Below are 25,947 nucleotides of genomic sequence, written 5' to 3'. Positions count from 1 at the left end.
GGAAGACCATGATGCACGAACCGATCGCCGCCGCGGCCACGGAAAGCCTTGCGCGGCAAGCACAGGAGCGGGTTTTCCGCAGCCATGACGGGACGGAGATCTTCTACCGATTCTGGCCGGCGGCCTCCGCCGATGCCAAGGGCGCAGTGGTGCTCTTCCATCGCGGCCACGAGCATGGCGGCCGCATGGCCCATCTCGTCGATGAATTGCAGATGCCGGACCACGCCTTCTATGCCTGGGATGCCCGCGGCAATGGCCGCTCGTCCGGCGAGCGCGGCTATGCGCCCTCCTTCTCGGCCCTGGTGCGCGACATCGACTGCTTCATGCGCGAGATTGCAGCCAGGGATGGCTTTGCCACTCGGGATATCGCGCTGATCGCACAATCCTTCGGCGCCGTGCTGGCCGCCGCCTGGGTGCATGACTATGCGCCGAAGCTGCGCGCCATGGTGCTGGCCTCACCGGCCTTCTCGGTAAAACTCTACGTGCCCTTCGCCAAGGAGGGCATCGCACTCTGGCAGAAGATCAAGGGCCGCTTCTTCGTCAATTCCTATGTCAAGGCGAAATTCCTGACCCATGATCCCGTGCGCATCGCCTCCTTCGAGAGCGATCCGCTGATCACGCGGCCGATCGCTTCCAACATACTGGTCGAACTCTATCAGCATGCCGCCCGCATCGTCAGTGACGCCCGCGCCATCACCGTGCCGACCCAGCTTCTGCTTTCGGGCAGCGACTGGGTGGTGCGCCACGGCCCGCAGCACGAGTTCTTCGTCAATCTCGGCAGCCGCACCAAGGAACGCCATGTGTTGCCTGGTTTCTTCCACGACACGCTGGGCGAGCGCGACCGGGCAAAGGCCCTCGACCTGATCCGGCCATTCCTGGCCAGGCAGTTCGAGGCACCCGATGCGCCGGTCGACCTTAAGCAGGCGGACATTGCCGGCTACACCCGCGACGAGGCCGATAGGCTTGCCTCGCCGCTCGCTCTGATGTCGCCAAAGGGCCTCTATTGGGCATTCAGCCGTGCCTCCATTCGCACGGGCGCCTGGGTCTCGCAAGGTATGAAGGCCGGCGTGACCACCGGCTTCGATTCCGGCTCGACGCTGGACTACGTCTACGAGAACAATGCGCGTGGGCTTACGCCTCTTGGCCGCGTCGTCGACCGCATTTTCCTGGAGGCCATTGGCTGGCGCGGCATCCGCCAGCGCAAGCTGCATCTCGAAGAGCTCATCGGCTCTTGCCTGGCGACGCTCAAGGCCGCTGGCCGGCCGGCGCACATTCTCGACATCGCGGCCGGCCATGGCCGCTATGTTCTCGATGCCATCGTGAAGAGCCCCGATCAGCCGGCGAGCGTTCGCCTGCAGGATTATTCCGACCTCAACGTCCAGCTTGGCCGCAAGCTGATCGCCGAGCGGCAATTGCCGGCTGATGTCTCGTTCCAGCGCGCCGACGCCTTCGATGCCGACATGCTCGCATCGATCGATCCGGCTCCGGATCTTGCCATCGTTTCCGGCCTTTACGAGTTGTTCTCCGACAATGCGATGATAGCCCGCTCGCTCGGTGGATTGGCCAGCGCCATGCAGCCGGGAAGCCTGTTGCTCTACACCAACCAGCCTTGGCATCCGCAGCTCGAGATGATCGCCCGCAGCCTGACTTCGCATCGCGGCGGCGAGGCCTGGGTGATGCGGCGGCGCACGCAGGGTGAGATGGACCAGCTCGTCGAAGCCGCCGGTTTCGAAAAGCTCGACCAGCGCATCGACCAATGGGGCATCTTCACCGTCTCGGTCGCACGGCGCCGCTGAGCAGCATGGCCTCGTCGCTTGCACCCATCGCGCGCACCGAGCCTTATGGACGGGTGGTCGTCAGGGCCGCGCTCTGGCTGGCCTTCCTGGCGCCGTTCTTCTACCTCAGCTACGGCTTCGCCAACTGGCTGGCCTCGCGGCGCGACGAGGTCGGCAGCATCGTGTTCTCGTGGGAACACAGCATTCCGTTCGTCGCCTGGACCATCGTGCCCTATTGGTCGATCAATCTGTTCTATGGCCTGTCGCTGCTGCTCAACAACGACAAGCAAGGCGTCGACCGCCTGGCCGGGCGCTATCTCACCGCGCAGGTCGTCGCCGTTATCTGCTTCATCCTGTTCCCGCTGACCGCGACATTCGTGCGACCGGCGACGACCGGCCTGCCGGGCTTCCTGTTTGCCGTGCTCGGCGGTTTCGACAAGCCGTTCAACCAGGCGCCCTCGCTGCACATCGCCCTTTTGGTGATCATCTGGGATCATTGGCGCCACCGGCTCCGCGGGTTGCTCCTGCCGCTCTGGCATGGCTGGAGCTTCCTGATCGGTGCCTCGGTGCTGACGACCTGGCAGCATCACTTCATCGACATTCCGACCGGCGCGCTGCTCGGGTTCTTTGCGCTGTGGCTGTTTCCGCGCAGCGGCGCGTTGCCGTTTTCAGGCTTCCGGCTGACCAGCGATGTGAAAGCGCGGCGGCTGGCGCGGTTCTACGCGCTGGGCGCGGTCCTCGCGCTGGCCGGTGCAGCGCTCGGCGCCTTGTTCTGCGCCGTCGCGCTCTTCCTGCTTTGGCCGGCGCTGGCGCTGGCCATCGTCGCCTTCGCCTATGCAGGAGCAGGCGAAAAAGTGTTCCAGAAATCCGCCGATGGCAGCATCACGCTCGCAAGCCGTGTCCTGCTCTTGCCTTACCGTCTCGGCGCCAGGGCCAACATATGGGCCTGGACGCGCAAACTTGCTCCCCAGGTGGCGATTGCCGACGGCGTCTTTCTCGGGCGCTTTCCCACGGCACGCGAGGCCAGCAGCTTCGGCACGGTCATCGATCTCGCCGCCGAACTTAAGAGGCCTGCGGCAGCCGATTGCCGCTGGATCAGCTTTCCGATGGTCGACCTGTTGCCGCCGCCAGTGGCGATACGGCAACAGGCAGCCGGCGCGCTGGAGAGTGCGCGCCGCGACGGCACCGTGCTGGTGTGCTGCGCGCTCGGCTTCCAGCGCAGCGCCGGCGTCGTCGCCGAATGGCTGGTGGCGACCGGCAGGGCCAAGACGCCGGCGCTTGCCCGCGAAATGCTCGCGGCCCTCGGCCGGCCGGTTCATCTTGCCGAGGCCATAGAGCGCGCGGCGTCATGACCGGCAATGCCTACCAGGACCGCACCGACCGCTTCGCCGGCATGCTGATGCGGCAGGCAGCGTGGCCGGCCGCAATCGTGGTGGCGGCAAATATCCTTGCGCCGCTGGCTGCCTCGACGCGCGGCGGCTTCGAGACTTTGCCGGCGGCCGTTGCGCTGTCGATCACAGCCGCGAGCGCTGTCGCCGTTCTGGCGCTGTCGGCATTGCTGGCATTCGACGCCCTGTTGTTCCGGGTCATGGCTGGCCATGATGACGAAGCTTCCGGCGGTGCCGCGGTGGACGACATGCTGGCGCGCATGCGCCTGAAAACGGCCCCGCCCGCGACACGCTCGCTCGATGACCGCATTGCTGGCACGCGTCGCCTACTGTTCAAGCAGCGCGCCGCCCTGGCTCTGTTTGCCGCAGCACTTCTGGCGTCAGGGTTTTGGGCGCCGCGATGAACAGGCTTTCGCTCAAGACCTTCACCTTGCTGCAGACGGTAACCTCCGTCGGCCTCTCGGCGCTGGCCCGGATGGTGACGGGCGTGCGTCCGATCTGGAACGGCAGCCTGCCCTCCGACCGCCAGCGCATCTATTTCGCCAACCACACCAGCCATGGCGACTTTATCCTGCTGTCGGCCTGTCTCAGCGAAAGCGAGCGCGCGATCACCCATGCTGTTGCCGCAGGCGAATATTGGGGGAAGTCGCGGCTGCGCCGCTTCATCGCGCAGGACATGCTGTCGTCGGTGCTCATCAACCGGCAGTGGACGAGACCTGAGGAAAACCCGATCGAGATCATGCTGTCGGTTCTCGACCAGGGCCACTCGCTGATCCTGTTTCCCGAAGGCACACGCAACATGACCGAAGAGCCGCTGCTGGCATTCCGCTCCGGGCTCTACAATCTGTCGACGGCGCGGCCTCAGGTCGAGCTGATCCCGTGCTGGATCGAGAACATGTCGCGCGTGCTGCCCAAGGGCCAGTTCCTGCCGGTGCCGCTGCTGTGCCGCGTCGTCTTCGGCGCGCCGGTGGCGATCGGTCCGGGCGAAGAACGCCGCGCCTTCCTCGAACGCGCCCACGCCGCGCTTCTGGCGCTCAACCCGCGTCCCGAGCGAGACGATTGATGCGCCACGAAATCTCCATCCTGATCATCGGCCTGCTGGCGGTTTTGACCACCGCCAGCATCGTCGCCACCATACTTTCGGCGCGAGCGCCGAAGCCGCTCAGTTCGACGCTGGTCAACCTCACCCAGCGCATCAACGCCTGGTGGGTGATGGTGGCGCTGATGACGGTCGCCTTCTTCTTCGGGCGTTACGGGATGACCATCCTGTTCGCTCTGATCTCCTTCGCCGCGCTGCGCGAATTCGTGACGCTGACGCACACCCGCCGCAGCGACCATTGGGTGCTGCTTGGCATGTTCGGCATCATCATACCGTTTCAATATTGGCTGGTGTGGACCGCCTGGTACGGGCTCTTCGTCATCTTCATTCCGGTCTATTGCTTCCTGCTGATGCCGGCCATCACGGCGCTGCATGGCGACACCGAACGCTTCCTCGAGCGGATCGCCGCGCAGCAATGGGCGGTGATGATCTCGGTCTATTGCGTCAGCCATGTCCCTGCCCTGCTGACACTCGAGGTGCCGGGCTTCGAAGGCCGCACCCTGCTGCTGATCGCGTTCCTGATCATCGTCGTGCAAGGCAGCGACGTGCTGCAATACATCTTCGGCAAGCTGTTTGGAAAACACCGTTTTTCGCCGAACGTCTCGCCGTCGAAAACCTGGGAAGGGCTGATCGGCGGACTGGTGTCGGCGAGCCTGCTCGGCGCGCTGCTATCGTTCGTGACACCCTTCTCGCCGCTGCAGGCAGCAGCCGTGGCCTTCGTCGCCTGCTCGATGGGATTTCTCGGCGGGCTGGTCGCCTCGGCCATCAAGCGCGATCAGGGCGTCAAGGACTGGGGCCATCTGATCGAAGGCCATGGCGGCATGATGGACCGCACCGACAGCCTGGTCTTCGCCGCCCCGGTGTTCTTCCACATCGTGCGCTATTTCTGGACGGTCTGAGCCGGCGGCCTGTTGCAAGAGCGGTTCATTGGCGCGCTCAGAGCCGGTTTTGGATCAGCATGGTGACGACGAAGAACGCGCCGACGGAGCTGGTGATGATGCCGATCGGCAGCTCCTGCGGCAGCAGCAGCGTTCGGGCCAGAAGATCGCTGGCCAGCAACAGCACCGCGCCGGGTTAGTTTGGAAGCCGTTTGACACCCTTTTTTCATACGCCGAGATAGCGGTCCTGAATTTCTGGCGTCAGCGCCTCGGGCCTGCCTTCGAAGACGGTCATGCCCTTTTCCAGAACGAAGCAGCGGTCGGCCACAGGTAGAAGCTCGGCAAGCGTCTTGTCGACGATAAGGATCGACTGTCCGCTCGACTTGAGCTTGCGGATTGCTGCCCAGATGTCCTGGCGGATCACAGGTGCCAGACCCTCGGTCGCCTCGTCCAGAATGAGCAGGCTCGGATTGGTCATCAACGCGCGGCCGATGGCTACCATCTGCTGCTCGCCGCCCGACAGTGTACCGGCATATTGGTCGCGGCGTTCGCCGAGACGCGGAAACAGCTCGACAACTTTTTCCAATGTCCACGCGCTGCCGCGTGCTGCGGCCAGCAGGTTCTCCAGTACGGTCAGATTGGGAAAGCAGCGCCTTCCCTCCGGCACCAGACCCAGGCCAAGGCGCGCGATGCGGTGCGGGCGCATGCCGGCGACTTGGCGGCCGCCAAAGCTGATCGAGCCTGAGCGCGGTTTCGCGAGGCCGAGAATGGAATTGATCGTCGTCGTCTTGCCCATGCCGTTGCGGCCCATGAGCGCCACGACCTCACCCGCCCTGACGTCGAGCGAGACGCCGAACAGCGCCTGCGATGCGCCGTAGAAGGTTTCGACGCCGTTGAGTTCCAGCAGGCTCACGCAGCTTCTCCGAGATAGGCCCGGCGCACTTCGGGATCGTTGCGGATCTCGTCCACCGTGCCGGTGGCGATGACGCGGCCATAGACGAGGACCGAGATACGGTCGGCAAGCGCGAAGACGGCATCCATGTCGTGCTCGACGAGCAGGATCGGCGCTTCGTGGCGCAGGCCGTCGAGGAATTTCGTCAACGCTTTCGATCCGTCTGGCCCCATGCCGGCCATCGGCTCGTCGAACAAAAAGGCCTTCGATCCAAGGGCCAACGCAATGGCGATTTCGAGTTGACGGCGTTCGCCATGCGACAGCTCAGCGGCTGGCACGTAGGCGCGCCCGGCAAGGCCGACGCGCTCCAGCATCGCCATCGCCGGTTCTGTCAGGCTCTTGTCGCTCATCACGGGGCGTAAGAAGCGGAAGCTCGTTCCCTGGCGTGCCTGCACCGCCAGCATCACATTGCGCAGCGCGGAAAACTCCTGCGCGAGTGATGAGATCTGGAAGCTGCGGCCGAGCCCAAGCCGCCCGCGGGCCGCCATGTCGAGCCCGGCCATATCCTGGCCGAGAAAGCGGATACTGCCGCTGTCTGGCCGGAGCGAGCCCGAGATCTGGTGGATCAGCGTGCTTTTGCCGGCTCCATTGGTGCCGATCAGCGCGTGGATTTCGCCCGGCTTGAGATCGAGGCTGACGCCGTCGGTGGCCTTCAGCGCGCCGAAAGTCTTTTTGAGATCGCGTATTTCGAGGACCAGCTCAGCCATGACGCGCCTCTCCAGCCAAAAGGCCAAGCAGCCCGCCGCGCGCGAACAAAACGACGCCGAGCAGGATCAGGCCAAGGAAGAACTGCCAGCGTTCGGTGAAGCCGCCAAGCGCGAATTCGAACAGCACGTAAAGCATCGCGCCCGCAACCGGACCGAACAGCCGACCCTTGCCGCCAAGGATGATGAGCACGATCAGCTCGCCCGACATGTGCCAGGACAGCATCGAGGGGCTGACGAAGCGGTTGAGATCGGCAAACAGCGCGCCGGCGAGGCCTGTGACCATGGCAGAGATGGCGAAGGCAACGAGCCTGATGTTGAAGGGTGCGATGCCGACGGCGGACAGCCTGGTCGCGTTCTGCCGTGCCGCCTGCAATGCGGCACCGAAGCGCGATCCGCGCAGCAGCCAGAACAGGCCAAGTGCTGCCATCAGCACGACATAGCAGATCAGGAAATAGGTCAGGGACTGCGCCGTGTTCATACCGGGAAAGCCATTGCGGACATAGATCGACAGCCCGTCCTCGCCGCCATAGGCCGGCCAGGAGATGGCGAAGTAGTAGATCATCTGCGCGAAAGCGAGCGTGATCATGATGAAATAGACGCCCGTCGTGCGCAGGCTGATCGCGCCGATCGGCAAGGCGACAAGGCCGCAAACCAGGATCGCCACCGACCAGATGACCGGCATCGAGGTCGTGCCTTGCAGGCCAAACAACAGCGGTTCGGCGTTGAAGGCATGGGTCGCCAGGATGCCGGCGGCATAGCCGCCAAGGCCGAAGAAGGCGGCGTGGCCAAAGGATACCAGCCCGCCAAGACCAAGCGCGATGTTGAGCCCGACAGCAGCGAGCGCAAGGATCGTAATGCGCGTGGCAAGCGTGACGTAGAATTGCTCGCCCATGGCAGACGCACTGAACGGGATCGCTAGCAGCAGAAGTGCCAGCAGTATATTGACGATGGTTTCGCGGCTCATGGCGGCCCTTACGACTGCGCCGCAAACAGGCCGCTTGGCCTGAAAGCGAGGATCAGGGCCATGACGATGTAGATCAGCATGGAGGCGAGTGAGGCACCGATCAGCCCGGCCTGTGCCGTCGGCATCATCAACGCCAGCGCCTTGGGCAGGAGGAAGCGGCCCATCGTGTCGACGAGGCCGACGAGGATGGCACCGAACAGCGCACCCTTGATCGAGCCGATGCCGCCGATGACGATGACCACGAAGGCGAGGATGAGTGCTGGCTCGCCCATGCCGACCTGCACCGATTGCAGCGCACCGACCAGCGCGCCGGCAAGGCCGGCAAGGGCAGCACCTAGCGCGAAGACAACAGTGTAGAGCGTGCGGATGTCGACGCCGAGGGCTGCGATCATCTCGCGGTCGGATTCGCCGGCGCGGATGCGCATGCCGAGACGGGTGCGTGAGATCAGCAGATAGAGCCCCACAGCAACGGCGATGCCGACGCCGATAATGGCGAGGCGGTAGAGCTGGTACTGGCCACCGCCGGGCAGGGGCACCGCGCCTTGCAGCAGCGGTGGGATGTCGAGATAAAGCGGAAACGAGCCAGACAGCCAGCGCGTGCCTTCCGAAAAGATCAGGATCAGCGCAAACGTCGCCAGCACCTGGTCAAGATGGTCGCGCTCATAAAGCCTGCGGATGACAACGATCTCCATGACCGCACCGGCGGCTGCCGCAGCGATCAGGCTCGCCACCAGACCGATCCAGAACGAACCAGTGGCGGCGGCGACCGTGGCACAGGCAAAGGCGCCGACCATGTAGAGCGAGCCATGGGCGAGGTTGATCAGGCCCATGACTCCGAAGATCAGCGTCAGGCCGGCGGCCATGAGGAACAGCATCACTCCGAGCTGCAGCCCGTTGAGAAGTTGTTCGATCAGAAGGGCGATGGACAAATGAACGATCCGGGCTGTGGTTCAAGGCGGGGAATGCCGAAGCAAGCCGCTGCAAGATACGGCGGTGCGGCCTCGCCGCGGCCCCGGCCCCGTCGATGACGAGGCCGGCACTTTAGCAAAGCGGATGCAGCCTTGGGCTACATCTTGCACTGGTCGGCATAGGCATCCTTGTGGTGTTCGAAGGCGGTGGCGATGATCTTGTTGGTCAAGACATCGCCTTCCTTTACCACCTCACGGACGTAGATGTTCTGGACCGGATGATTGTTGGTGTTGAAGGTGAACTCGCCGCGCACCGACTTGAAATCGGCTGCCTTGAGGGCCGCGCGGAACGCGTCCTTGTCCTTAACACTGGCCTTGGACAGCGCAGACAGGATCAGGTTCGCCGTATCCCAGCTCTGGGCGGCGTAGATTGAGGGCAGGCGATTGTATTCGGCCTTGAAGGCCTCGACGAACTGCTTGTTGGCTTCGTTGTCGAGGTCCCTGGACCAGCTCGCCGAGTTCTTGACGCCAAGGGCTGCGTCGCCAACCGCGGGCAAAATGTCCTGGTCGAAGGAGAAGCCAGGACCCATAACCGGGATGTTCACGCCCGACTGGGCGTACTGCTTCATGAAGGAAATGCCCATGCCGCCAGGCAGGAAGAAGAACACCGAGTCGGCACCGGAATCGCGGATCTGGGCGATCTCGGCGGCGTAGTCGGCCTGGCCGATCTGGGTGTAGGCCTCGCCTGCCAGCTCGCCCTTGTAGTAGCGCTTGAAGCCGGTCAGCGAATCCTTGCCAGCCGGGTAGTTGGGCGCGAGGATGAAGGTCTTCTTGTAGTCCTTGTTGGCGTACTGACCCATCGCCTCATGGAAATTGTCGTTCTGGTAGGCGACGTTGAAATAGTTCTTGTTGCACTTAGCGCCGGCAAGCGCCGACGGGCCGGCATTGGGCGACAGATAGATGACGTCCTGCGCCACCGCGTTGGGCACCACCGCCATCGCCAGGTTCGACCAGATGATGCCGGTGAGCAGGTCGACCTTGTCGCTCTGGATCATCTTTTCGGCGAGCTGCACCGCGATCTCGGGCTTCTGGGCATCGTCTTCGATGACCAGCTCGACATCCTTGTTGCCGGACTGTTTCATCGCCAGCGTAAAGGCATCGCGCATGTCGACCCCGAGACCCGCACCGCCGCCCGAAAGCGTGGTGATGACGCCGATCTTGACGGGTTCGGCATAGGCAAGGCCAGATGTGGCCAGCGACAAAGCGAACATGCTGGATGCCAGGATATTCTTCATTTTTCTCTCCTTCCCAGTGTTTTCAATATAGATAAAATAGCTTTAGAGCCGGGTGCGAACTTTCCAGAGTTCAGTGAACAGTTCAACCTCCAGCATCTCTTCAGACACGAAGCGCCCGACGTGCCGCCGGTGCTGCGTTTCATGCCGATGATGCGTTCGACTGTGGTGACATGATTGAAGCGCCAGCGCCCGGCCATTGCCGATCGGCGCGGTGTGGTCACCCAGACCCTTTTCGACCAGACGTCGGTCAGTTCGACACCGGCATTAAGGTATTCGGGGTAGTCGAAGCCATAGAGCAGGAAGTTCGGCCACTGTTCCTCGGGCGTAAGGTTGTCGCGCGTGAACGTGTCGATATGCGCTGACGGTCCAAGCATTCTGCGGCTGTCCCCTAGATGCTCGTTGCCACGGTCTTATCGCCGTGCGTGTGTTTGAATACGCAACTTGCGGGGAGCTTTGCGCCGACGCCGGGCTGGTCATCCGGCATATGCGGCAGCACCCGGCGCGATCGATATGCGACCGGCATTTGGCACAGCGAGACCTCCCACGCTCTCGACTGACGATTGAGAATTGCACCAGACCAAATTTATTTCAAGCCTAAAGTTTTTAGCCCTGCCCGAGCGTTGGTGCACAAATGCGGCATGTTCGGCATCTTCGGCAAGCTCTTTGGAAAACACCGTTTTTCGCCGAACGTCTCGCCGTCGAAAACCTGGGAAGGCCTGATCGGCACGCCCTTCTCGCCGCTGCAGGCGGCGGCCGTGGCCTTCGTCGCCTACTCGATGGGATTTCTTGGCGAGTTGGTCGCCTCGGCCATCAAGCGCGACCAGGGCGTCAAGGACTGGGGCCATCTGATCGAAGGCCATGGCGGCATGATGGACCGCACCGACAAGCCTGGTCTTCGCCGCGCCTGTCTTCTTTCACATTGTGCGCTATTTCTGGACGGTCTGAGCCGGCGGCCTCTTGCCCGCCGCGATCAGACCCGGATCAGCATAGTGACGACCAGAACCACGCTATTTGGCGCGTTTCCTGACATACAGTTCCAGCTTATGGCGGACGATTTCGAAGCCAAGCTCCGACGCTATCTCGGCCTGCAGTTTCTCGATTTTGTCGGAACGGAACTCGATCACCTGACCGGTGTCGAGGTCGATGAGATGGTCGTGATGTTCACGGTCCGCGTTTTCGAACCGGGCGCGGCCCTCGTCGAAGGCATGACGCTGGATGGCGCCTTTCTCCTCCAGGAGCCGCAACGTCCGGTAGACGGTCGACAAGGAAATGCTGCCGTCGATCTGGTGGGCACGAGAATACAATTCGTTCGCGTCCGGATGGTCGTGCGCATCCGCCAGCAGCCGCAAGATTACCTTGCGTTGTTCGGTCATCCGGACACCGGCGGCTTTCAAATTGCTCCGGAATCGCTCGAAAAGGTCGTTATCCGCTTTCATCCGCCATACTTAGCCGCGTTGCCACGCGACTGCAATTAGCTACTTGCAAATCAGTTGCAACTGCAATATTAGATGCAAATCAAACGCATTAGCATGACGTGAGCGGCGCATGGGCGACGATCAACTCCAGTCGAAAGGCATCCGATGACTGTTTCTGCTTCCCCAACCCGCAGGACGATGCTGCGGGCGCTTGGCGGCCTTGTGGCCATCGGTTTTGCGACGATGGCGAGCCTCGTTCCGGTCATGGCACAGGAGACCCAGCCTGCGGCAGGGAAGGTTCTGCGCGTCGTGACGACGTTCACGATCATCCAGGATATCGCGCAAAACGTAGCCGGGACCGCGGCAATCGTAGAGTCGGTGACCAAGCCCGGCGCCGAAATCCACGACTATCAGCCGACGCCGCTCGACGTGGTGAAGGCGCAATCGGCCGACCTCGTGCTCTGGAACGGCATGAACCTCGAACGCTGGTTCGAGAAATTCTTCGACAACGTGAAGAACGTGCCGAGCGCCGTCGTCACGGACGGTGTCGAGCCGATGGGGATCAAGGAGGGGCCCTACGAAGGCAAGCCCAATCCGCATGCGTGGATGTCGCCGAAGAACGCCCTCATCTACGTCGAGAACATCCGCAAGGCGCTGTCCAAGGCGGATCCGGCAAACGCCCAGGTCTATGCCGCCAATGCCGCCGCCTATTCGGAAAAGATCAAGGCAATCGACGAGCCCATGCGCAAGCGCCTGTCGGCGATCCCCACGGACCAACGCTGGCTGGTTACAAGCGAAGGCGCTTTCAGCTACCTGGCACGCGACTTCGATCTGCGCGAAGCCTATCTGTGGCCGATCAACGCCGACCAGCAAGGCACTCCGCAACAGGCGCGCAAGCTCATCGACCTGGTGCGCGAGAACAAGATTCCGGTGGTGTTCAGCGAAAGCACCATTTCGGACAAGGCGGCCAAGCAAGTCGCGCGAGAAACCGGAGCCACCTATGGAGGCGTTCTCTACGTCGATTCGCTGAGCGAGGAAGACGGCCCGGTTCCGACCTATCTGAAGCTTCTCGAAACCACCGTCGAGACTATCGTCCAGGGGTTCGGCGGGTGACCGGGGTTCGCACCGCGCTCGCTCCGGACAGCGTCCAGGGCAGCCCTGATCGAACATCGACCGGTAGCGGCCGGGTCGTTGCCTCCATCGACGTGGACGACGTCACCGTCAGCTATTCAAGCGGGGTCACGGCCGTACACTCCGCCTCTTTCAGACTCGGCGCCTCCACCATATGCGCGCTGGTCGGCGTCAACGGCTCCGGCAAATCGACGCTGTTCAAGGCGCTGATGGGCTTCCTGACGCCGTCGACCGGAACAGTGCTTATCGCCGGATTGCCGGTCCACGCAGCGCTGAAGCGCGGCCTGGTAGCGTATGTGCCGCAGAGCGAGGATGTCGACTGGAACTTTCCGGTGCTGGTGGAAGATGTCGTCATGATGGGCCGCTATGGCCACATGAATTTTCTGCGTATCCCAGGCAGAGCCGATCGCATGGCGGTCGACGCGGCGCTGGAACGGGTCGGCATGACCGATTTTCGCAAGCGCCAGATCGGCGAACTGAGCGGCGGCCAGAAGAAGCGTGTGTTCCTGGCGCGCGCTCTGGCGCAGGGCGGCGAAATCATCCTGCTCGACGAGCCGTTCACCGGCGTCGACGTGCAGACCGAAGCAGCGATCATCGATCTCCTTCGGTCGATGCGCGACGACGGCAAGCTGATGTTGGTGTCGACGCACAATCTCGGCAGCATCGTCAATTTCTGCGACCATGTCGTCATCTTCAACAAGACGGTGCTGGCCTTCGGACCGACAGAGACAACGTTTACGCAAGCCAATCTTGCGAAAGCTTTTGGCGGCGTGCTGAGGCATCTACGCCTCGGCGGCGCCGATCTTCACGACGACCCCGACGCTCGCCACCTGACCGTGCTGACCGATGACGAGCGCCCTCTGGTGCTTTACGGCGAGCGCGATCAAGAGAAGATGATGAAGCCCGACAGCGGATCGCCAGCCCCGTGATTGACATCCTGCTGGAACCCTTCACCTACAACTACATGGCCAAGGCCATCTGGGTCAGCGCCCTGGTCGGCATGGTCTGCGCGTTCCTGTCCTGCTATCTCATACTCAAGGGCTGGGCCCTGATGGGCGACGCGCTTGCCCACTCGGTGGTGCCGGGCGTTGCGGCCGCCTACATGCTGGCCCTTCCCTATGCCGCCGGCGCATTCGCCTCCGGCCTCATCGCCGCACTCGGCATCACCTTGGTGCGGCGCGTGACGCAACTTCGCGAGGACGCCGTGATCGGCCTTGTCTTTACAACGCTGTTCGCTGGCGGACTGCTGATTGCGTCGATCAGTCCGACCTCCGTAAACATCCAGTCCATCGTACTCGGCAACATCCTCGCAATCTCCGACGAGGATGTAACCCAGGTCATCCTCATCGCAGCGGTTTCGCTGGCTGTATTGGGGCTTCGATGGAAGGATATGATGCTGGTGTTCTTCGATGAGAACCATGCGCGCGGCGTCGGCCTGAATCCGTGGCGGTTGCGGGTCCTGTTCTTCGTGCTGCTCAGCGCCTGCATCGTCGCCGCGCTCCAGACCGTCGGCGCGATCCTCGTGATCGCGATGGTGGTAACGCCTGGTGCCACCGCCTATCTGCTTACCGATCGGTTCGGCGTCATGATCCTGCTCGCGATGGCGATCGGCGCGGCGACGAGCGCGGTCGGCGCCTATCTCAGCTTCTTTCTCGATGGCGCGACTGGCGGACTGATCGTGGTGCTGCAGACCGTGGTCTTTCTGACTGCCTTCGTCTTCGCACCCAAACATGGCCGTCTCGCCGCGCGCCGGGCGGCACGTGCCGCATCCCAGGTCGCGTCATGATGACAATCTGGTCCTGGATCGCCGAACCGCTCAGCCATGAGTTCATGCGTCGCGGTCTCACCGTCGCCATTCTGGTCGGCGCCATCTGCGCGGTGTTGTCCTGCTATCTCGTCCTGAAGGGCTGGTCGCTGATGGGCGACGCCGTTTCGCATGCCGTGCTTCCGGGTATTGTGCTCGCCTATATCGCCGGGATCCCGCTTGCCTTCGGCGCATTCGTGGCAGGGCTTGGCTGCGCGCTGGCGACGGGCTACCTCAAGCAGCACAGCCGGATCAAGGAGGACGCAGTCATGGGCATCGTCTTCTCAGGCATGTTCGCGTTTGGCCTGGTTCTGTTCGTCAAGGTCGAGACCGACCAGCATCTCAATCATATCCTGTTCGGCAACATGCTCGGCGTCCAGTGGCGCGACGTGATCGAGGCGGCGATCATCGTCGTGCCGGCGATCCTCATCGTTCTGGCAAAACGCAAGGATCTGCTGCTCTATTGTTTCGATCCGGCCCATGCGCGCGCGATCGGCCTGCCCGTCAATCTGCTGCATTTCGGGCTGTTGACGCTGCTCGCGTTGACCATCGTGGCCTCGCTGAAGGCTGTCGGGATCATCCTTGTCATCGCCATGCTGATCGCGCCGGGAGCGATCGGTTTTCTTTTGACGAAGAGCTTTGAGCGTATGCTCGCCATTGCTGCCGCGGCCGCCATCGGGTCGAGCGTCGTGGGAACGATCCTCAGCTATCACATCGACGCAGCCACGGGCCCGACGATCGTCGTGGTTCAGGCCGGCGTTTTTTTGCTTGCCCTGTTCCAGTCGAAGCGCCCAAAGCAACAGGTGCAACTGGGCATTTCGGGAGAGTAATAGCGGCGCTGGCCCCGGCCGAGGCCGCACTCAAAGCCGGTTGCGGATCAGCATGGTGACGACGAAGAACGCGCCGACCGAGCTGGTGATGATGCCGATCGGCAGTTCCTGCGGCGGCAGCAGCGTTCGAGCCAGAAGGTCGCTGGCCAGCAACAGCACCGCGCCGAACACGGCGCAGCTGGCAACCAGGCGCAGGTGCAAGGGGCCCGCCAGCGGCCGCGACAGATGCGGGATCATCAGCCCGACGAAGCCGATGACGCCGGCGACCGAGACCAGGATCGCCGTCGAGAAGGCGGCGACGAGAAAGGTCATCCTTCGCATCCGCGCCACCGGCACGCCCAGGCTTTCGGCGGCGTTTTCGCCGGCCAGGAAAGCATCGAGCCGGCGGTGGTTCCACAGCGCGTAAGCCAGGATAGTGCCCGCACCCAAGGCGCCGAGCCAGATATTGTCCCAGCGCGCCAGGCCGAGCCCACCCATGGTCCAGAACAGCACGGAGTGCGCGGCGCGCTGGTCGCCGGCAAAGACAAGATAATTGGTCAAGGCGGTGAACATGAAGGACACGGCAAGGCCGGCAAGGATCAGCCGCTCCGGGCCTTGCCCCCTCACCCGCGCAACCAGCAGCAGGACGACACCGGCAGCCAATATGCCGCCGGTGAAGGCCGCGACCGGCAATGTCCAGATGCCGAAACTGTCTCCGAAGACGGTGATGACGGAAACCGCACCCGCGGCGGCGCCCGACGACAGGCCGAACAGGAACGGGTCGGCAAGGTCGTTGCGGGTCACCGTCTGCAGCAGCGCACCGACGACGCCGAGACCGGCCCCGACGCAGATGGCCAGGACCGTGCGCGGCAGCCGCAGATCGACGACGATCTTGCCGACCGGCCCGGACACGTCGTGCCCACTGAAGCCGATTGCGCGGCCAAGTGCTGCAACAACGTCGGTCAGCGGGATCAGCGTCGAGCCATAGGCGATCGACAGCAATGCGAGAGCAGCGATCGCCGCCGCTCCCACCAGCATGGCCAGTGCGAATGCCGGATGGCGCAAACCTGGAAATGCGTCGTGTCTGTCAGGACGCGTGCGACGCACTTCCAGGATCTTTTGCTCATGCATGTCGTTGCCCCAAAACCGCTGCGCACTTTTGGGCGACAGGCATCAAAACGCTTCCGGATGCATGGCCTTGGCGATTTTGTCGATCGCTTCGATATTGGCGGGTCCGGGTGTCAGTTCGGCATAGCGCAGGGCGACGAAGCGCTCGTTCTTGACCGCGTCCGTCTCTTTCATGGCCGGATGGACCTTCAGGAAATCGAGCAGCTTCTTGTAGCCGCCGCCATCCTGGTAATCGAGCAGGATGAGGAATTGCGGATTGCGCGACGCCACCGTTTCCCAGTCCGTGTTGCCCCAGCTGGTGTCCATGTCGGCCATGATGTTGTCGCCGCCGGCGGCTGATATCATGGCGCTGGGGATGGCGAACTTGCCTGCGGTGAAGGGCTTGTCCTCGCCGGAATCATAGAGAAACACTCGCGTTGCCTTGCCGTTGCCGACCTTGGCGGTGATGTCGGCGAGCCGCGTCTTCCAGCCGGCAACAAGCTTCTCCGCCTCGGCCTCCTTGCCGAAGATCTTGCCCAGCTTTTCGACGTCGCCATAGAGCAGGTCCATCGAGGCGGCTGAACGGCTCTTGTCGAGATGGACGCAGCTTTCCGTCAGCTCCAGCGTCTTGATGCCGTGCGGGGCAAGCGTATCGGGTGTCACCTCGCCGCCCGGCTTCATGCCATAATACCAGCCGGCGAAGAAGAAATCCGGCTCGACCGCGACGAGGTTTTCGAGCGTCGGATATTTCGGCGCCAGTTCCGGGATCGAACCCTGCTCGGCCTTGAATTCGGGACCCACCTTGTACCATCCGGTGATGCCGGTCAGGCCGACGATCGACGGCTGCAGTTTCAGCGCGAAAGCCATCTCGGCCATGTTGAGATCCTGGATGACGGCGCGCTTCGGCGGCGCATCGAAGGTCAGCGGCTTGCCGCAGCTGTCGACCGTGACCGGGAAGGCCAGGGCTGTCGAGGCCAGCAGCGAGAGGACAAGCGAAAGGGCCAGGCGTTTCACGGGTTTGCTCCTTGTGGATGGGATTGGGTCGACTACGAAATGGCTTCAATCACGTCGGCGGCGCGGCACGGTTCGGCACATCGAACACCGTCAGTTCGCGATCTTCGGTCGGATGGCGCAGACGCAGCACATCGATGCCGAAAATCTCGCGGATCAGCTTTTGGGTCAGGGCTTCGCGCGGTGCGGCGAGCGCTTGCAGACGGGCATGGTTCATCACCGCCACCCTGGTGGCGAACGGTGCCACCAGCGCCAGATCGTGCAGCACCGCGATCACCGTCATCTCGAAGCCTGCCACGAGGTCGAGCAGTTCGCCGCGGGCGCGCGGGTCGAGATGGTTGGTCGGCTCGTCGAGGAACAGGATTTTTGGCTGCTGGGCGATGGCGCGCGCAAGTTGGGCGCGCTGGCGCTCGCCGCCCGACAGCGAGCCGATGGTGCGGCCAAATAGCGGCAGCAGGCCGGTCCGGCGCAGTGCATCGACGACGATCTCGCGCTCCTCGCTCCTGCGCCGCAGCCCGGCGTGCGGAACCCGGCCAAGCTCGACATAGTCGATCACCGCCAGCCGCGGATCGGGCTGGTCGGTCTGGCCGACCACGGCAATGTGCAGCGCCCGTTCGGCGGCTGAAATCCTGTCCAGGCGGCGCCCGCCGAGCTTCACCTCGCCGGAGCTCGGACGCAGCATGCCCGACAGCATGCGCAGCAGCGTCGTCTTGCCGGCGCCGTTGGGACCGATGATGGCAAGGCGATCGCCGGCGGCCACCGAGAAGCTGACCGCCTGAACCAGATCCCGCCCGTTCGCCGTGACGCAGAGGTCACGGGCTTCGAGAAGCGCTACGGTCATCGGCTGCTGCCCGCCGGCTTGCCGGGACGGCAAAGCGTATATACGACGATGCGATGGATGGAGCCGTCCAACTTTCCGTCACTTTCCAAAACTGGCGACGGAAGGAAGCTGGCGAACCGGCCGACAAGACCGGGATTCGCGTTTCCTCCCGGCACACCCCGTCCGGTCAACTCAGTGATGGCAGGTCTCCTGGCTCACGGGTCGTTGCGCCATCCAGCCTTCCCAGCCTTGCCGGCCAGTGGCATTCACGGATTTTGCTCGCCGCTTACAGTTGCGGGGGCAGCCACGGTCTCGACCTGAGCAGGCCTCACCGTGTTCCCTTTTCACCCCTCGCCTTTCGACTCGGGGACCATCACCGCTTCAGCGTAGATTTGCGCCGATCGCTTCGCAATGGATTTCTCGGACGGAGTGGTGGGCCAGCTAAGGGAAACAGGCATCGCATGCTCTCTTCATGTAATAATATAACATACCTAAGAGATGACGCGGGTCGCTGTCAAGCGAAAGCTCATGGGGCGGTTGGCAGGATGGCGACCGGCATCGGCGCAGATTGCACGGGATGCGCAATTTCGATCAAACTGGCTGCGCCAGGAAACGGCAGGATGATCTGGCCAATGCGAGGAGAAAATGGACCCGACCGAGAAAGCGCTGTGGTTCGTCGAAAGCCATCTGCCGGAGGCGATCTCGCTTGATGATGTCGCGCAAAGCAGCGGCGTGTCGCGTTTTCATGTGACGCGCGCCTTCGGCGCCGCCACCGGCCGGTCGGTGATGGGCTACATGCGCTCACGCCGGCTGACCGAGGCGGCGCGCAAGCTGGCGGGCGGGGCGCCCGACATCCTCGCCGTCGCGCTCGACGCCGGCTACAACTCGCATGAGGCGTTCACCCGTGCCTTCCGCGATCAGTTCGGCACCACGCCGGAACTGGTGCGCGCGCAGGGCACACTCGACAAGCTCGACCTCGTGGAGCCGATCCTGATGGACCAGTCCCTCCTCACCAATCTCGAACCGCCGCGTTTCGAGACCAGCCGGCCGTTCCTGATCGCCGGCCTCGGCGAACGCTACAGCTGCGAGACCAGCGCCGCCATCCCGATGCAGTGGCAGCGCTTCGGCCCCTATATCGGCAACATTCCGGGCGAGACCGGCGACGTCGCCTATGGCGTCTGCGTCAACGGCGACGATGCCGGCAATTTCGACTACATCGCCGGCGTCGAAGTGTCTGACTTCTCCGACCTGCCCAGGGACTTCTACCGGGTGCGGGTGCCGGCGCAGAAATATGCGGTCTTTGCCCACCGCGAACACATCTCGACCATCCGCCGGACGGTCAACACGATCTGGAACAAATGGCTGCCGGCCTCCGGGCATGAGATCGCGGACGCGCCGGAATTCGAACGCTACGGCCCCGAATTCGACCCGCGCAGCGGCAAGGGCGGGCTGGAGATCTGGATACCGGTGAAGGCGTAGTCGGTCAGGCCATCGGCAACGCCGGCCAGCGATCGGCGATCCGGCCGCCGGAAAACACCGCGATCGACCCGAACTGCTGCAGCACGGCTTCGCTCTGCGTCGGCCTTAGAAACGCGTAGTCGCCGGGCTTTGCGGTCGCGTCGGCGGGCAAGCCCATGAATTGCTGGTTGGAGGACAGGCCGAGCAGCCCGTTCGCCTTCATGCCTTCTGGGAAGACCGGCTCGGCCATCCACTTGCCGCCATAGAGGTAGCAACCCTTGCGCGGGAACCGGCCGAGCGCCTGCAGCAGGCGGGTGACGGCCGGCGGGCCGGGCAGCATCGGCTCGACCATTTTCAGGATCGGCGTGGCGATGAAGGCCGCCGACTGGAAGCCGTCGAGGCCTGGCGTATCGAAGTCGCTGGGCAGCACAAAGGCCGAGCCCATCGACACCTCATTGGCCGCGCCGCCATGATGGAGCAGCGCGGTCTTGCTGCCACCGATGTTCAGGATGCGGCGCTGGTCGGCGCCGAGACAGGCGACGAACGCCGCGGCCTGCGCCGACGCCTTTGCCAATGCCTTTGCCGGTCCGCCGAAAAGGCCGGGAATGAGCGGCGCATGCGCCTCGTAGGCCATGACGCCTTCGCAATGCAGCCGGGCCGGCAACGCGCTCAACGCCTTCGACAAGGCGTCAGGATTGGCGAACCCGCCGCGATGCAGCCCGACATCGATCTCGAAAACGATGCGCAGGCCGATGCCGAGTTCGCCAGCGAGGGCGCCATATTCCGCCAGTCTCTCCTCGCTGTCGACCAGCCAGCAGACGCGCGACCAGTCGGTATCGGCTTTCACCAGCGCCGCCCTTGCCGCGCCGATCGGCATCGGCTTGCCGTAGAGCAGATCGGCATCCGGGAACGCCTTCAGCACTGCCTCGCTGATCGGCGGGTGGAAGGTCATGAAGCGCTCACTGCCAAGCGCCTTGGCGATATACGCAAGCAGCGGCATGCACGCGAGCGATTTGTCGACCAGCCGCACGGCCAGGCCGGGATCCACTCTCCCCTTCACCAGGGCAATGTTGCTGTCCAGCCGGTCGCGATCGAGCAGCAGGCAGGGCTGGAAGATGCCGGCTTCCTTCAGCGCATCCGAGAGGGTGGAAAAATAGGTGGTCATCATTCGATGCCGAACAAGCCGGCCATATAGGGCGAGACGAATCGGTTTTGCGGATCGACGTCGCGGCGCACCGCCATGGCGTCGTCCCAGCGCGGATAGAGCTTTTTCAGATCCGCCGCTTTCAGGGTGTGCATCTTGCCCCAATGCGGCCTGCCGCCATATCTGCGGAAGATCGGCTCCGCCGCCCGCATGAACGGCAACGGATCGTTCGCTGCATCATGGTGGATGGCGATGGAGCAGGTCAGCCTGTTGTAGAATGGCGAAAGCCAGAACTGGTCCGGCGCGACCGAGCGCACCTCCATCGGGAAATAGACCTCGGGAAAGCGCTTCTCGGTCAGCTCGATGATCTCGGCCAGCGCCTTCGGCCCCTCCTCGAACGGCAAATGATATTCCATCTCGTTGAACTTGGTCTGCCGGTCGCTGGCATAGACGTTGAGCCAGTCCTGCACGTAGTCCTCGGCGGGAAATCTGGCGGCCGCCGAACGGATCAGGCGGCCACGCAGCGATGGCAGCCAGGCAAGTGAGGTGCGCAGCCGACGCAGCGTCCTCAAACCCGCCTCGTCCTCTTCCGGCGGCCGTGCGGTGGGTGCGGCGTCGCTGAAATCGCTGGCGATGAACTGCGCATAGCCGGAGAACGGAATGTAGTAGAATTCGGCCGAGCGATGCGCGGCCATCATCGCCTCGAAATCGCGCAGCATCTCAGTGATCGGCAGCACATATTTGCGGCGGCGCAACCGGTAGGTCGCGATGTTGTTCAGCGTCACTTCGGTGAGCACGCCGAAAGCGCCGAGCGCGACACCGATGGCATGGATCATGTCCTGATCCCCTGCCCGCTTGAAGTCGCGGACCTTGCCAAGCCCGTCGACGATCTGCACCGTCTCCAACTGCGTGTGATAGGCGCCGAGCGTCGGTCCCGAGCCATGCGTGGCGGTACCCAGCGCGCCGCCGATCGCCTGGCGGTCAATGTCGCCCATATTGGGCAGGCCCTGGCCAATGCCTTGCAGGATGTGCATCAGCGGGCCGAGCCGGGTCCCTGCCCGCACCCGCGCCCGATGTGTTTCGGCGTCGTGCGAGACCAGCCCTTCCAGCCTCTCCAGGGACAGGATCGTGCCCTGCGATTTCACCAGCGGCGTGAAGGAATGACCGGCACCGGCGACGCGCACCGGGCCAGGCGCGGTCCGGACGAGATCACCGAGTTCACCGGCATCGCCGGGGCTGGCGATCAGCTTGGGCTCGGCGCTTACAAAGCCCGACCAGTTGCTCCAAGTGTTCGACATGGGCTCCCGCTCAGGCAACGGCGCGGCGACGCCGCGACACAAGGACGAAGAGACCGAGCAGCACCACGCTGGCCACCGCGCTGGCGGCGGCGAATTCCGGAACTGGCCGGAAATCCTTGCCATCGATGAGCAGCGACGCCGCGATCGGCCCGATCGCCAGGCCGAACAGCTGGGCTGCCGGCACCAGCAGCACGGCGGTGCGCGTCTCGTCGGCGGTGATCGCCAGACGGATCTGGTAGGGCACGATGAACAGCAGGATAAAGCCCATGGCCAAGGCAGCGACCCAGAACGTCGTCAGGCCAGGGCTCCTGGCGAGAACCAGGGAGCTGACAAGCGCGACGACGCCGATCGCCGCGATGGCAAGGCGATAATCGATGCGCGCCTCGAACACGGTGGCCGTCATAGCACCCAGGACCTGCACGGCGAGGCTGGCCGAGACGATCAGGCCGACTGTGCGGCCATCGATGCCATACTGTGCGCCAAGCGGTTCCAGAAAGGCCCAGACCGCGCCGAAGAACATGAAATAGCAGAAGACCGACAGCAGCGCGGTCGTCGAGGGAAGCGTCAGCACGTTGGCCAGGTTCTCCTCCTTGGGCAGGTCGGCATAGTCACCGGGTACGGTGAAGGCGACCACCAGCGACGCGACGCAGACGACGGCAAGAACGATGAAGCCGCCCGCCGATCCTGCGGCCGGGATGACATAGAGCGCCAGCAACAAGGCGAGCGCGCATTGCGCCAGCGTCTGCATGGTGACGAAATAGCCGCCGATGCGCTCGGCGCGCCGCGAGCGGGCGATCAGTTCGGTGGCGATGGCGACCAGACCGCCCTCGGCGAGCCCGGCCAGGGCGCGGGCCGCAATCAGCGTGCCGGCGCTCGCGGCATAGGCCGTCCACACATTGACCAGCGCCAGCAGCAGCAGAAGGACGGCACTTTTCCAGCGCATGTGGTGCGCCGAAAGCAGCATCGCCACGACAGCCGAACCGATGGCAATAGCGATCATCTCGGCTGTGGCGACCAGCGCCAGTTCGTCACCGCTGACATGGCCCTCAGTGTAAAGGGCGCCGAGCAGCACAGGTTGAAGGCCGAGAATGAGCAGGCCGACCGAACCGATCCACAGGGCTGAGGCGAGCTGCCAGCCGGTCGGATTGCCGACCAGCCAGTCGCCACTGCCTGCGTGGCCGGTATCTGTCGAAGCCAAAGGCGCCTCCCAACGTCCTTGCCGTGCGGCAAAAAAGCTGACAACCTGTCAGTATTTCAGAAACTGATACTTGATCATATTTCTTGTCAACCGGAATTTGGGAAGCCGTGCGAAAGATCGGTGCATGACGGAATTGAAGAGAATGGCGACCGAGCCGAGGCGCAGGCCCAAGCAGGAACGCAGCCGCGAGCGCATCGACGCGATCCTGTCGACGACCATGCGGCTGATCGGGGAAAAGGGTATCGACGCCGTCACCATGAAGGAAGTCGGCATGCTGGCGGGCGGGCCGATCGCCACCGTCTACCACTATTTTCCCAACAAATCGGCGATCCTGGCGATGCTCTACGAGCGGTTTTCAGAGGTCAGCCGGGCACGGCTGACGACGATCATCGCCGAAATCCGCGAGGCGAACGACGTGATCGTGGCCGCTGACCGGCTGCTCGATGATTATCTCAGCCGTGTCGCCGGCGATCCGGCCATCCAGGATCTGCAGAACGCCATCCAGGCCGACAAGGCGCTCAAAAACCTCGACATCGCCGAAACCCGACACCAAGCCAAAATGTTCTGCGACCACGTCATCGCCTTGCTCGAGCCCGAGAGGCGCGAGCAGTTCGAACGCATGGTCCTGCTGATCTTCCAGCTCGCCGGCGGCGTGGTGCGCCTGGCGCTCGCCGAGGGTGAAGCGGAAAGCCGCCAGACCATCGAGGATTACCGGTCTATCATTCACACGCAGCTGCGGCTGTTTTTCTAGGGCGTCCGCGGCGATCTCAGCCGCGCCTATTTCGCCCGATGGATGAGGCCTTCGAAGCCGTGTGTCAGATCCGAAGCGCCGGCCGCGAACATCTTGACGAGATTTTGCGGACGGCCGGGAGTCTTGTTTGCGTCGAGGAGGACGGCCCTGCCCTCATGCATGACGAAATCGAATTTTCCATAGTCAAAGCCGAGTTCACGCCGACGCTCACGCAATTCGTCGGGCACCGGGACGGGCTCGCGCCGGATCGTCTCCGATGCCTTGACCAGGCCGTTCGGGGAGACGTAGCGGGTGCAGCGCTCGCGCTCTCCGCAAAACACCCAGAAACGAACAGCAAAACCGTCGGGTTCTCTCTCCGGAATGAACTTTTCCACGACGAGATCGTCGCAATCAAAGACGCCATCTGGAACGTCGCCGAGAGATCCATGGACCTCATAAGGATGCAAGGCTGGCAAGCGCGGAAACGGCTGCTGTTTCCCGGCACGCTCGGATCGCCGGTTGAGGAGCGTCTCCGGAATACCCCGATTGTTGAGATTGCTTTTGACGATCACCTGACCTTGCCAGCTGTCGGTTCTGTCGACCAATGCGCCGCTGATCCGCCGCTTGGATATGTCGGCGGCGCCGATGTTGAGGCAGAAGGCAAAACTCCGGGCGTAGTCGACATAGTCCGTGGGCGTCACCGTGGCATCGACATGCAATACCGCCATATCGGCGCTGACCGGCTTCGACAGGCCTTGCTGAACCTGAACCGAGTGGCCGCGCCTTTTCAATTCCGCAAGAATGTCGAACAGCATGTATGGGCTGCTCCTGCGCAGCAGGATGTCGCGCCTGCCCAGGAACCTGTCATGCTCGTGCGTTATCACAACGATGCGCGCCACTATCTACCTCTTGGACTGTCTGTAAATTCTTGAAATGTCTTGGCTTGTCCGACGACCTCTATTAAGCCCCGGCGGGTATCCAAATCCAGGCGTCCAGGGGCCAATAAATTGCATGACAAATCATTGGGACGATTACCACCGCCATTGGAAACTTCTGGAAGCGCCGCTCCGGCCAACAGCGGAAACCGTCGCTATATTCGATCGCGAACTTGATCTCGGAAATGCCGATGTCCTCCTCTTGGGGGTGACCCCGGAATTGGCAATTCTGGGCAAGTCGATGTTGGCGGTCGACCAGTCGGCGGCCATGATTTCCGGCGTATGGGCCGGCGACGACGGCTCGCGAAGGGCAATCGCCGGCAACTGGCTTAACCTGCCCGTGGATCACGCAAGCATCGACGCCGTCATCGGCGACGGATGCCTGTCGGCGGTCGATTCCCAGGCGGCGCGCAGTTCGTTGTTTGGCGAGGTCGCCAGGGTACTGAAGCCTGGCAGGCGCGCAGCGATCCGCGTCTTCGCACGACCGGAAACGGCAGATGATCTGCGCGGCATCGAAGCTCTGGTTCTGGCCGGCGGGGTCGAGAATTTCCACGCGCTCAAATGGCGGATCGCGATGGCGTCCACGACGAACGACTCCGATTTCGCCATCAAGGTGGCAACGATCCGCGATACGTTCGGCAGACTGTTCCCAGACCGCGAAGCTCTTGCCGCAAGGACGGGGTGGAGCATGACCTCGATCAACACGATCGACGTCTATGCCGGCTCGGTCATAAGCTACAGTTTCGCGACGCTGGCCACGCTGATCGAAGAGGCCGCCGACTGGTTCGGCGAGGTGCGCGTCGTGCCGAGCGGCAGCTATCCGCTGGCCGAACGGTGCCCGCTTCTGGTACTCGGTTCGGCCAGGCACCGGTAAGTTCATCATCATACCGCCAAGAGCCGCTCCGAGCGCCTTGACTCCGGCGCGCCGCCAGCCTATTTCAGCGCCACGTTAGCACTCGCCTTTGGTGAGTGCTAACCACATGTCCGGCGCCGCCGGATGGAGGAACTGTTTCTCACCGTTCTCATCGAGGAAGAAAAAATGGCAAAGTCGAAGTTCCGCCCGCTTCATGACCGCGTGGTCGTTCGCCGGGTCGAATCCGAATCCAAGACCGCTGGCGGGA

The 25,947-nt window shown here is 63.3% G+C and carries 25 protein-coding genes, 5 pseudogenes and 1 riboswitch; of the genes and pseudogenes, 14 read left to right on the top strand and 16 right to left on the bottom strand.

Going from position 1 to position 25,947, the window contains the following annotated elements; translation table 11 throughout:
- Positions 1-8 precede the first annotated feature (8 nt).
- From EOB49_RS15795 to EOB49_RS15775, 5 genes are read left to right on the top strand one after another with little or no spacing between them, the layout of a single operon-like run.
- Positions 9-1,796 carry a bifunctional alpha/beta hydrolase/class I SAM-dependent methyltransferase gene (locus EOB49_RS15795; protein WP_206526113.1) on the top strand — a complete coding sequence of 596 codons (1,788 nt, stop codon included), beginning with the start codon at positions 9-11 and terminating at the stop codon, positions 1,794-1,796.
- Between the two features lie 5 nt (positions 1,797-1,801).
- Complete coding sequence (locus EOB49_RS15790; protein WP_127381502.1) at positions 1,802-3,127, top strand: phosphatase PAP2/dual specificity phosphatase family protein; 1,326 nt, start codon at positions 1,802-1,804, stop codon at positions 3,125-3,127.
- Entirely contained in the window at positions 3,124-3,567 is a 444-nt protein-coding gene (locus EOB49_RS15785; protein ID WP_127267051.1) for a hypothetical protein, read from the top strand. Before EOB49_RS15790 ends, EOB49_RS15785 begins: the two co-directional genes overlap by 4 nt.
- Positions 3,564-4,226, top strand: a complete 663-nt coding sequence (locus tag EOB49_RS15780; RefSeq protein WP_127267052.1) for a lysophospholipid acyltransferase family protein — start codon at positions 3,564-3,566, stop codon at positions 4,224-4,226. Before EOB49_RS15785 ends, EOB49_RS15780 begins: the two co-directional genes overlap by 4 nt.
- Positions 4,226-5,161, top strand: coding sequence for a phosphatidate cytidylyltransferase (locus tag EOB49_RS15775; RefSeq protein WP_127289053.1), 936 nt, complete (start codon positions 4,226-4,228; stop codon positions 5,159-5,161). Before EOB49_RS15780 ends, EOB49_RS15775 begins: the two co-directional genes overlap by 1 nt.
- A gap of 37 nt (positions 5,162-5,198) precedes the next feature.
- On the opposite strand, the pseudogene EOB49_RS15770 reads toward EOB49_RS15775, so the two are convergent.
- The 8 genes and pseudogenes from EOB49_RS15770 to EOB49_RS15735 form a co-directional block, all read right to left on the bottom strand.
- Positions 5,199-5,333, bottom strand: a pseudogene (locus tag EOB49_RS15770) (iron chelate uptake ABC transporter family permease subunit); the annotation flags it as partial.
- 33 nt (positions 5,334-5,366) lie between these two features.
- Positions 5,367-6,053, bottom strand: a complete 687-nt coding sequence (locus EOB49_RS15765) for an ABC transporter ATP-binding protein (protein ID WP_127381489.1) — start codon at positions 6,051-6,053, stop codon at positions 5,367-5,369.
- Positions 6,050-6,799, bottom strand: coding sequence for an ABC transporter ATP-binding protein (locus tag EOB49_RS15760; protein ID WP_127381488.1), 750 nt, complete (start codon positions 6,797-6,799; stop codon positions 6,050-6,052). The genes EOB49_RS15765 and EOB49_RS15760 overlap by 4 nt, the downstream gene beginning before the upstream one ends.
- Positions 6,792-7,763, bottom strand: coding sequence for a branched-chain amino acid ABC transporter permease (locus tag EOB49_RS15755; protein ID WP_127331514.1), 972 nt, complete (start codon positions 7,761-7,763; stop codon positions 6,792-6,794). The genes EOB49_RS15760 and EOB49_RS15755 overlap by 8 nt, the downstream gene beginning before the upstream one ends.
- Before the next feature lie 8 nt (positions 7,764-7,771).
- Positions 7,772-8,692 (bottom strand): branched-chain amino acid ABC transporter permease, encoded by a 921-nt coding sequence (locus tag EOB49_RS15750; RefSeq protein ID WP_127270515.1) that lies wholly within the window; start codon positions 8,690-8,692, stop codon positions 7,772-7,774.
- 137 nt (positions 8,693-8,829) lie between these two features.
- Positions 8,830-9,966 carry an ABC transporter substrate-binding protein gene (locus EOB49_RS15745; protein ID WP_127270513.1) on the bottom strand — a complete coding sequence of 379 codons (1,137 nt, stop codon included), beginning with the start codon at positions 9,964-9,966 and terminating at the stop codon, positions 8,830-8,832.
- 42 nt (positions 9,967-10,008) lie between these two features.
- Positions 10,009-10,154: pseudogene (locus EOB49_RS15740) on the bottom strand (tryptophan 2,3-dioxygenase family protein); the annotation flags it as partial.
- A 1-nt stretch (position 10,155) separates the two neighbouring features.
- Positions 10,156-10,340, bottom strand: a pseudogene (locus tag EOB49_RS15735) (2-aminobenzoate-CoA ligase); the annotation flags it as partial.
- A gap of 273 nt (positions 10,341-10,613) precedes the next feature.
- Between EOB49_RS15735 and EOB49_RS15730 the strand changes: the two are divergent.
- Positions 10,614-10,911 (top strand): annotated as a pseudogene (locus EOB49_RS15730) (phosphatidate cytidylyltransferase); the annotation flags it as partial.
- A gap of 62 nt (positions 10,912-10,973) precedes the next feature.
- Here EOB49_RS15730 and EOB49_RS15725 read toward each other — a convergent pair.
- A complete protein-coding gene (locus EOB49_RS15725) occupies positions 10,974-11,402 on the bottom strand; it encodes a Fur family transcriptional regulator (RefSeq protein WP_023813521.1) in 429 nt (142 codons plus the stop codon).
- A 222-nt stretch (positions 11,403-11,624) separates the two neighbouring features.
- Here EOB49_RS15725 and EOB49_RS15720 point away from each other — a divergent pair, with 222 nt between their 5' ends.
- From EOB49_RS15720 to EOB49_RS15705, 4 genes are all read left to right on the top strand, one after another.
- Positions 11,625-12,494 (top strand): metal ABC transporter substrate-binding protein, encoded by an 870-nt coding sequence (locus tag EOB49_RS15720; RefSeq protein WP_127267059.1) that lies wholly within the window; start codon positions 11,625-11,627, stop codon positions 12,492-12,494.
- An 86-nt stretch (positions 12,495-12,580) separates the two neighbouring features.
- Positions 12,581-13,441 carry a manganese/iron ABC transporter ATP-binding protein gene (locus EOB49_RS15715; protein ID WP_023813519.1) on the top strand — a complete coding sequence of 287 codons (861 nt, stop codon included), beginning with the start codon at positions 12,581-12,583 and terminating at the stop codon, positions 13,439-13,441.
- Positions 13,438-14,298: a metal ABC transporter permease gene (locus EOB49_RS15710; RefSeq protein ID WP_127267054.1), complete on the top strand. Its 861-nt coding sequence runs from the start codon at positions 13,438-13,440 to the stop codon at positions 14,296-14,298. The genes EOB49_RS15715 and EOB49_RS15710 overlap by 4 nt, the downstream gene beginning before the upstream one ends.
- Positions 14,295-15,146: a metal ABC transporter permease gene (locus EOB49_RS15705; RefSeq protein WP_127267055.1), complete on the top strand. Its 852-nt coding sequence runs from the start codon at positions 14,295-14,297 to the stop codon at positions 15,144-15,146. Before EOB49_RS15710 ends, EOB49_RS15705 begins: the two co-directional genes overlap by 4 nt.
- Before the next feature lie 30 nt (positions 15,147-15,176).
- Here the strand turns inward: EOB49_RS15705 and EOB49_RS15700 are convergent, their stop codons facing one another.
- From EOB49_RS15700 to EOB49_RS15690, 3 genes are all read right to left on the bottom strand, one after another.
- Entirely contained in the window at positions 15,177-16,163 is a 987-nt protein-coding gene (locus tag EOB49_RS15700; protein ID WP_127331546.1) for an iron ABC transporter permease, read from the bottom strand.
- A 135-nt stretch (positions 16,164-16,298) separates the two neighbouring features.
- Positions 16,299-17,246, bottom strand: a complete 948-nt coding sequence (locus EOB49_RS15695) for an ABC transporter substrate-binding protein (RefSeq protein ID WP_127381487.1) — start codon at positions 17,244-17,246, stop codon at positions 16,299-16,301.
- A 49-nt stretch (positions 17,247-17,295) separates the two neighbouring features.
- Positions 17,296-18,084: an ABC transporter ATP-binding protein gene (locus EOB49_RS15690; RefSeq protein WP_127267057.1), complete on the bottom strand. Its 789-nt coding sequence runs from the start codon at positions 18,082-18,084 to the stop codon at positions 17,296-17,298.
- A gap of 161 nt (positions 18,085-18,245) precedes the next feature.
- Positions 18,246-18,453, bottom strand: a riboswitch (cobalamin riboswitch).
- Between the two features lie 255 nt (positions 18,454-18,708).
- On the opposite strand from EOB49_RS15690, the gene EOB49_RS15685 reads away from it, so the two are divergent.
- A complete protein-coding gene (locus tag EOB49_RS15685) occupies positions 18,709-19,542 on the top strand; it encodes an AraC family transcriptional regulator (protein WP_127331504.1) in 834 nt (277 codons plus the stop codon).
- Between the two features lie 4 nt (positions 19,543-19,546).
- On the opposite strand, the gene EOB49_RS15680 is transcribed toward EOB49_RS15685, so the two are convergent.
- The 3 genes from EOB49_RS15680 to EOB49_RS15670 are packed head-to-tail and all read right to left on the bottom strand — an operon-like array spanning position 19,547 to position 23,161.
- The gene (locus tag EOB49_RS15680; protein ID WP_164781693.1) at positions 19,547-20,686 is read right to left on the bottom strand and encodes an alanine racemase; all 1,140 of its coding nucleotides are present in this window, start codon (positions 20,684-20,686) and stop codon (positions 19,547-19,549) included.
- Entirely contained in the window at positions 20,686-21,963 is a 1,278-nt protein-coding gene (locus EOB49_RS15675) for a D-arabinono-1,4-lactone oxidase (protein WP_127381485.1), read from the bottom strand. The genes EOB49_RS15680 and EOB49_RS15675 overlap by 1 nt, the downstream gene beginning before the upstream one ends.
- Positions 21,964-21,973: 10 nt before the next feature.
- Positions 21,974-23,161 carry an MFS transporter gene (locus EOB49_RS15670; protein WP_127381484.1) on the bottom strand — a complete coding sequence of 396 codons (1,188 nt, stop codon included), beginning with the start codon at positions 23,159-23,161 and terminating at the stop codon, positions 21,974-21,976.
- A gap of 124 nt (positions 23,162-23,285) precedes the next feature.
- Here EOB49_RS15670 and EOB49_RS15665 point away from each other — a divergent pair, with 124 nt between their 5' ends.
- A complete protein-coding gene (locus tag EOB49_RS15665) occupies positions 23,286-23,912 on the top strand; it encodes a TetR/AcrR family transcriptional regulator (RefSeq protein WP_164781692.1) in 627 nt (208 codons plus the stop codon).
- A 26-nt stretch (positions 23,913-23,938) separates the two neighbouring features.
- Here the strand turns inward: EOB49_RS15665 and EOB49_RS15660 are convergent, their stop codons facing one another.
- Positions 23,939-24,790, bottom strand: coding sequence for a hypothetical protein (locus EOB49_RS15660; RefSeq protein WP_127381483.1), 852 nt, complete (start codon positions 24,788-24,790; stop codon positions 23,939-23,941).
- A 112-nt stretch (positions 24,791-24,902) separates the two neighbouring features.
- Here EOB49_RS15660 and EOB49_RS15655 point away from each other — a divergent pair, with 112 nt between their 5' ends.
- On the top strand, positions 24,903-25,700 hold the full coding sequence (locus EOB49_RS15655; protein ID WP_127381482.1) for a class I SAM-dependent methyltransferase: 798 nt from the start codon (positions 24,903-24,905) through the stop codon (positions 25,698-25,700).
- Between the two features lie 165 nt (positions 25,701-25,865).
- Positions 25,866-25,947 (top strand): annotated as a pseudogene (locus EOB49_RS15650) (co-chaperone GroES); the annotation flags it as partial.

Source organism: Mesorhizobium sp. M7A.F.Ca.MR.148.00.0.0 (genome assembly GCF_003997735.1).
In the GTDB taxonomy this organism is placed as follows: domain Bacteria; phylum Pseudomonadota; class Alphaproteobacteria; order Rhizobiales; family Rhizobiaceae; genus Mesorhizobium.
Note: the sequence above shows the minus strand (reverse complement) of the source record. Positions and strands in the feature narration are given on the sequence as shown.